Raw genomic sequence first — 6270 nt, forward strand, 5'->3', positions numbered from 1 at the left:
CCGTGCTGCGCCGGCGGTGATGTCGTGCCCTTGAAATGCCGGATGCCCGACGCTCCATACAGGTGGTAGTCGAGTTCGCGTCCGCGGTTGGCGCCGTCGATGGTGTCGGCGCTGGTGTCGGTGGTCGCCGTGGGCAGCTTGCGGTAGCCGTACTGGTCCACCGGTGTCACCGCCATCCCATCGGCCGACAGCGCCAGCAGCATGCGCAAGCCCGCGTCTTCGGCCAGGTAGGCCGGCGCCGGTCCCGCGTCGAAATCGTCGACCTGGCGCAGACTTTCCAGGTCGACGGCGGCGACCTTGCCGCGGTCGGGCTGCGGCACGAACACCATCCGCTGGTCCTTCTGGCTGATCTGCATGTTGCGCCCGGATGCCATGGGGGCGGAGAAGCGCGTCTTGGCATCGCTGCCGTGATCGCCGGCGGTGACCTCGGCCAACCGGTGATCGCCGGTGAGCGCGATCAGGGCGCCCGTGCCGTAGGACCACACCGGTTCGTGCAATGGGACAGCTATCCGCCAGACGTCGACCGCGGGCGCGCTCTCCAGCGACGCGCCCGGCCGCGAACAGGCTGTGGTCAGCGAGGCCGCCGCCAGCCCGCCGACGACCGCGCAGCGCAGCAACGCCCGGATGCGCTGGCCCGTGCGAAGTTCGGCGCCCATCGACCACCCAATCCTTTCGATGGTTTGTCCAGGACATACCCCGCGCGGGCGCCGCCACACCCCGTTTGGCGGTCGGATTGGTCGGGTAGCCGACTCGGGAGCGCGCACAGCCCGCGCGCCGCACCAAAGATGGGAGGGACACTGTGGCACCGAACGCCATCCAGTCGCCCACCGACGTGGTCGACTTTCTCGTCAGTCAGCATCAGCAGATCAAGGCGATGTTCGCCGAAACCCTGGCGGCGTCCGGAAAGGCCCGCGAGAAGGCCTTTGTCGAGCTGCGGCGCCTGCTCGCCGTGCACGAAACCGCCGAGGAAGAAATCGTTCACCCGCGCGCCAAGCGCAAGATCTCTGGCGGCGCCACCGTCGTCGACAAGAGGCTGCGCGAAGAGCACGAGGCCAAGACCGTCCTGCAGAAGCTGGAAAAGCTCGACGTCGACAGCGAGGAGTTCACCCGCGAATTGACGAAGCTGCGCGACGCGGTGATCGAACACGCCGAGCATGAGGAGCATGACGAATTCGCCAAGCTCGGTGAGGAATTGAGCGGCGACGAGCTGGAACGGATGGGCCGCGCCGCCAAGCTCGCCGAAGCGATCGCCCCCACCCGGCCGCACGCCGGTGTGGAATCCCAGGCGGCCAACCTGGCCGCGGGACCGTTTGCCGCGATGCTCGACCGGGCCCGCGACGCCATCATGGGCAAGGGCTGAGGCAGCCACCCCTGGCGTGTACCCCCGCTCGGTGGGGAGCGGGGGTATCCACGCCGCTGGGAAGGAGATCATGGCCGCAACGTCGAAAGCCCCGGGTGCCGACCGCTATCTCCCGCAGGACCGCGGCCTGGACTCCTTGCGGACGGCGGCCGAATTATGCCACGGCTGTTCGCTTTTCGAAGACGCCACCCAGACGGTGTTCGGCAACGGGCACCCTGGCGCGCCGATCATGCTGGTGGGCGAGCAGCCCGGCGATCAGGAGGATCGCGCCGGTGAGCCGTTCGTCGGCCCGGCCGGGCGTCTGCTCGACCGCGCCCTCGAGGACGCCGGCATCGAGCCGGCGCTGGTCTATGAGACCAACGCGGTCAAGCACTTCAAGTTCACCCGCAAGGGCGGGAAGCGGCGCATTCACCAAAAGCCCGGCCGCACCGAGGTCGTCGCCTGCCGGCCCTGGCTCATCGCGGAGATCGAAGCGGTGCGGCCGCAGGTCATCGTGTGCCTGGGTGCCACCGCCGCACAGTCGTTGCTGGGCAACACTTTTCGGGTGTCCACCCAGCGCGGCCAGCAGTTGCGGTTGCCCTCATCGGTCGACGTGCACGTGGAGCCCGCACCGACCGTGGTCGCGACGGTACATCCCTCGGCGGTGTTGCGCGACCGCAGCGACCGACACGACGAGGTCTACAAGTCGTTCGTCGACGACCTGCGCAGTGCGGGTTCGGGCGTCACCAAGCGCGGCTGAGGCCCGAACCCGCCCGCGGGTCAACTCTTCTTGTGCGGCAAGAACTCCTGCGCCTTGGTCTTGAGGCCGACCTTGACGAAGCCCACCCGGTCCTCGTCACCGGAGAGCACCGCCGCGGTCGCCGACTTGAACTGCTCCCACGTCGCGTGCGGCGGGATCGGCGGCATGTCGGGGTCGGTGTGCACGTCCAGCACCGTGGGACGGTCCGCCGACAGCGCGTTGCGCCAGGCGTCCGACAGTTCCTCCGGATCCTTGATCGCCATCGCGTTCAGGCCCAGGCTGGCGGCGAAGGCGGCAAAGTCGATATCCGGAAGATTCTGGGATTCAGCGAATTTCGGGGCGCCGGCCATGGCGCGCATTTCCCAGGTGACCTGGTTGAGGTCGTTGTTGTGCAGGATCGCGATGATCAGGCGCGGGTCTTTCCATTCGTTCCAGTACCGCTTGATCGTGATCAGCTCGGCCATGCCGTTCATCTGCATGGCGCCGTCACCGCTGAACACGATGACGGGCCGGTCCGGGTGGCCGAATTTCGCGCCGATCCCGTACGGAACCCCGGGGCCCATCGTGGCCAGCGTGCCCGACAGCGAGCCCCGCATGTTGCCCCGGAACCGCAGGTTGCGCGCGTACCAGTTGGCGGATGAGCCGGAATCGGCTGCGACGATGGCATTTTCGGGCAGCTGGGGCGACAGCTCGGAGAACAATCGCAGCGGGTTGACCGGGTTCGCGCTGACCATCGCCTCCTTGTCCATGGTCTCCCACCAGCGGGCCACGGTCTTCTCGATGCCCTCGCGCCAGGACCGGTCCTCCTTGCGGCGCAGGTGCGGGATCAGCGCCCGCAGCGCGGTCTTCGCGTCGGCGACGAGGTTGACCTCGTAGGGGTAGCGCATGCCGATCATCCGGCCGTCGACGTCGATCTGCACCGCGCGGGCCTGACCGAATTCGGGCAGGAACTGGGTGTACGGGAAGCTGGACCCGACCGTGAGCAGCGTGTCGCAGTCGCGCATCATCTCGTAGCTCGGCCGCGTCCCGAGCAGCCCGATCGAGCCGGTGACCCAGGGCAATTCGTCCGACAGGACGTCCTTGCCCAGCAGGGCCTTGGCCGCTCCCGCGCCAAGCAGGTCGGCGACCTCGGCCAGCTCTTCGTGGGCTCCGCGCGCGCCGGTACCCACCAGGATCGCGACCTTCTTGCCGGCGTTGAGGACGTCGGCCGCCCGTGCGATGGCGGTGTCGTCGGGCGCGATCTCCGGGTACTCGATGCCGAGGCTGGAGGGCACCATCTTGAACGCGTGCTCGGGCGGCGAGTACGGCAGCTCCTGGACGTCGCTGGGGATGATCAACGCGGTCGGGGCCCGTTGGGTCATCGCTATCCGGATGGCGCGGTCGAGCACGTTGGGCAATTGTTCGGGGACGGTGACCATTTGGACGTAGTCGCTGGCCACGTCCTTGAAGAGGTTCAGCAGGTCGACCTCCTGCTGATAGTTTCCGCCCATCGCGCTGCGGTTGGTCTGGCCGACGATGGCCACCACCGGGACGTGGTCGAGCTTGGCGTCGTAGAGGCCGTTGAGCAGATGGATCGCTCCGGGGCCGGATGTGGCCGCGCAGACCCCGACCCGGCCGGTGAATTTCGCGTAGCCGACCGCCTCGAAGGCGCTCATCTCCTCGTGGCGCGACTGGATGAACTTGGGTTTGTTGTCCGCGCGGCCCCACGCGGCCAGCAGCCCGTTGATGCCGTCGCCGGGATACCCGAATACATGTTCAACGCCCCACGCCCGCAAGCGCTCCAGCAAATAATCGGAAACCTCTTTTTTGGACATGTTTTCCCTCCTCGGCAGACGGTTCTACTGTGCTGGCGGGTGGGCGTGTGTGGCTATTGTTTGAACCACCTGCATGGCACCGCCGACGGTGCGCGCGCCCACCGAGCGCGGCTCCCGCTGACGGGCGTGACATATGCAGGCTGCCACCGCATGGGCGGCTTCGGCACTTCCCACCCGAGCCGTATTACCCGGATCGGGCCGTGTTATTCGCCGAAACGACGCCGGCGGGGCCGACTCTCAGCCAGTTTTCAGCTGACGAGTGTGCAACGGCGCCCGGCGGCGCGACCGGAACGGTCGGCGCCGGGATCAAAAGCCTTGTGGCACACCGTTTCCGAGGTAACCCAGGCCCGCTTCACGCACCGCGGCCGGATCCAGCGAGTTTCTGGCATCGATGACGACGGCCAGCGGCGCGTCCTGCGCGATGACCTGCCAGTCGAGCCCGCGGAATTGCGGCCATTCGGTCAGCACGACGATCGCGTCGGCGGCCTTGGCGGCGCGATAGGGGTCGTCGACCGCCGTCACCCCGCTTTGCTGCAAGACGGTGGGATCGATGTTGGGCAATTGCGGGTCAAAACCCACCACCTGGGCGCCGGCCGCAGTGAATTCTTCGCATGCGGCCAGCGCAGGCGAGTCGCGAGTGTCGCTCGTGGCGGCCTTGAACGTGAGGCCCAAAGCGGTGATCCGACAGCCCGACAACGGTCGGCCAAACGTTTGCCGCAGGGCGGTGACGATCCGTTGCGCCTGCCCGGTATTGGTGCGCCGGGCCGCTTCGACCTCCGCGAAGGAAACCTCGTGCCGGTGTGCGATGTGCACCAGCGCCGCGGTGTCCTTCGGCAGACACGAACCGCCCCAACCGGGGCCCGGGCGCAGGAACTCCGGCCCGATGCGCCGATCGGCGCCCATGCAGCAGGTCACGTCGTTGATGTCGGCGCCCACCCGCGCGGACAGTGCCGCCAGCGAATTCGCGTAGGACAGCTTGACCGCGAGGAAGGCGTTGCTGGCGTACTTGGCGAGCTCGGCACTCTCGGGGCTCATGCGCAGCACGCGGTGCGCGGTGAAACCGTACGACTGCTGTACCAGTTGGGCCGCCAGTTCATCGTCGGTGCCGATCACCAGTCGGTCCGGATGACTGAAATCGTCGACGGCGCGCCCCTCGCGGAGGAACTCCGGAGTGGAAACGACACGAATGCCCTTGTGGCAGAGCCGCCGCCCCATGAGGGAGGTGGTACCGACCGGCACGGTGGACTTCAACGCGACGATGGCCCCGCGCCGCAGCACACCGCCGAGGCCGTCGACCACCGATTCGACGGCGCCCAGGTCCGCGGCACCGTCGGCGGCGCTGGGGGTGGGGACGCAGACGAACACGACGTCCCGGTCGGCCAACGCGGCGAAGTCGGTGCTGAAACTCAGCGTGCCGCGCGCGAGTCCGTCGCTCAGCAATTCGGTCAGTCCGGGTTCATCGATGACCGAGACCCCGGTGGCGAGTTTGCGCACCCGGTGCGGGTCGGCGTCCACCGCAACGGTATTCAGTCCTTGCCCGGCCACACAGACCGCGGTGGTCAAACCGACGTAACCGACGCCCACCACACCGACGAGAGGCTTGCTGCTCATGCCGGCTCACCCAGGACATCGTGGCTTGCGGACAGCACCCGGTCGACGGTGATCGACAGCAGGCCCTCGTCGGGCACCGCGGCGTGGGGGTCGCCGCTGCGGCCCGCCCACAGCGCGGCGTGCGGCGCGGGCCCGCGCGGGCCCCAATGGCGGGGCGAGGTGGGGCCGAACAGCACCACCGACGCGGTTCCGGTCGCGGCGGCCAGGTGCGCCACACCGGTGTCACCGCAGATGACCAGCCGGCTGTCGCTGATCAACGCGGTCAGCGCGGGCAGGTCGAGCAGTCCGGACACGACGGCGGTGCGCGGCAACCGGGCGGCGCTGGCGACGGCGTGGGCCAGGTCGAATTCGCTCGGCGATCCGGTGACGACGATCTCGTAGCCCTCGTCGCGCAATGCGGCGGCCACCGCGGCGAACCGTTGCGGTGGCCACTGCCGCGCCGGCGCCGACGCGCCGGGATGGATCACGACCGCCCCGGTCTGGTCGCGGGGAAGCGGTGGGCGGGGTAGCAGCGTGTCGGTCAAATCGCAAGGGATTCCGGCCCATTCGAGCAACGCGCACCACCGGTGCATCTCATGCAGCTCGGCGCGCCAGCGCGGGCCCGCCACGCCGGGATGGCAATGGTGACAATGACTGATCACCGACTGCGGTTCCCAGGCCAGCAGGTGCTCGATGCTCTGCGGTCCGCAGCCATGCAGGTTGATCGCCAGCTCCGGCGGGCCGCCCAGCGGCTGGACGTCGCCCAG

5 protein-coding genes and 1 pseudogene are annotated in these 6270 nt (G+C 68.5%); 2 read left to right on the forward strand and 4 right to left on the reverse strand.

Annotated elements, in window-relative coordinates; translation table 11 throughout:
• Positions 1-656 (reverse strand): annotated as a pseudogene (locus tag A9W96_RS16050) (hypothetical protein); the annotation flags it as partial.
• Positions 657-799: 143 nt separating this feature from the next.
• Between A9W96_RS16050 and A9W96_RS16055 the strand changes: the two are divergent.
• Entirely contained in the window at positions 800-1360 is a 561-nt protein-coding gene (locus A9W96_RS16055; protein ID WP_067141161.1) for a hemerythrin domain-containing protein, read from the forward strand.
• Positions 1361-1430: 70 nt separating this feature from the next.
• Positions 1431-2099, forward strand: a complete 669-nt coding sequence (locus tag A9W96_RS16060) for a UdgX family uracil-DNA binding protein (protein ID WP_066881958.1) — start codon at positions 1431-1433, stop codon at positions 2097-2099.
• A 20-nt stretch (positions 2100-2119) separates the two neighbouring features.
• On the opposite strand, the gene A9W96_RS16065 is transcribed toward A9W96_RS16060, so the two are convergent.
• The 3 genes from A9W96_RS16065 to A9W96_RS16075 form a co-directional block, all read right to left on the reverse strand.
• Positions 2120-3913, reverse strand: a complete 1794-nt coding sequence (locus A9W96_RS16065; protein WP_066871008.1) for a thiamine pyrophosphate-requiring protein — start codon at positions 3911-3913, stop codon at positions 2120-2122.
• Between the two features lie 306 nt (positions 3914-4219).
• Positions 4220-5524 carry a UDP-glucose/GDP-mannose dehydrogenase family protein gene (locus A9W96_RS16070; RefSeq protein ID WP_067141164.1) on the reverse strand — a complete coding sequence of 435 codons (1305 nt, stop codon included), beginning with the start codon at positions 5522-5524 and terminating at the stop codon, positions 4220-4222.
• Positions 5521-6270 (reverse strand): glycosyltransferase family 9 protein (locus A9W96_RS16075; RefSeq protein ID WP_067141166.1); only part of this gene is annotated, 750 nt, incomplete at its 5' end. The genes A9W96_RS16070 and A9W96_RS16075, both read right to left, overlap by 4 nt.

Source organism: Mycobacterium sp. 1245852.3, from assembly GCF_001669335.1.
In the GTDB taxonomy this organism is placed as follows: domain Bacteria; phylum Actinomycetota; class Actinomycetes; order Mycobacteriales; family Mycobacteriaceae; genus Mycobacterium; species Mycobacterium europaeum_A.

Coding starts and splice junctions, on each gene's coding strand:
- A9W96_RS16060 (WP_066881958.1), top strand. CDS start 1,431: ATGGCCGCAACGTCGAAAGCCCCGGGTGCCGACCGCTATCTCCCGCAG.
- A9W96_RS16065 (WP_066871008.1), bottom strand. CDS start 3,913: ATGTCCAAAAAAGAGGTTTCCGATTATTTGCTGGAGCGCTTGCGGGCG.
- A9W96_RS16070 (WP_067141164.1), bottom strand. CDS start 5,524: ATGAGCAGCAAGCCTCTCGTCGGTGTGGTGGGCGTCGGTTACGTCGGT.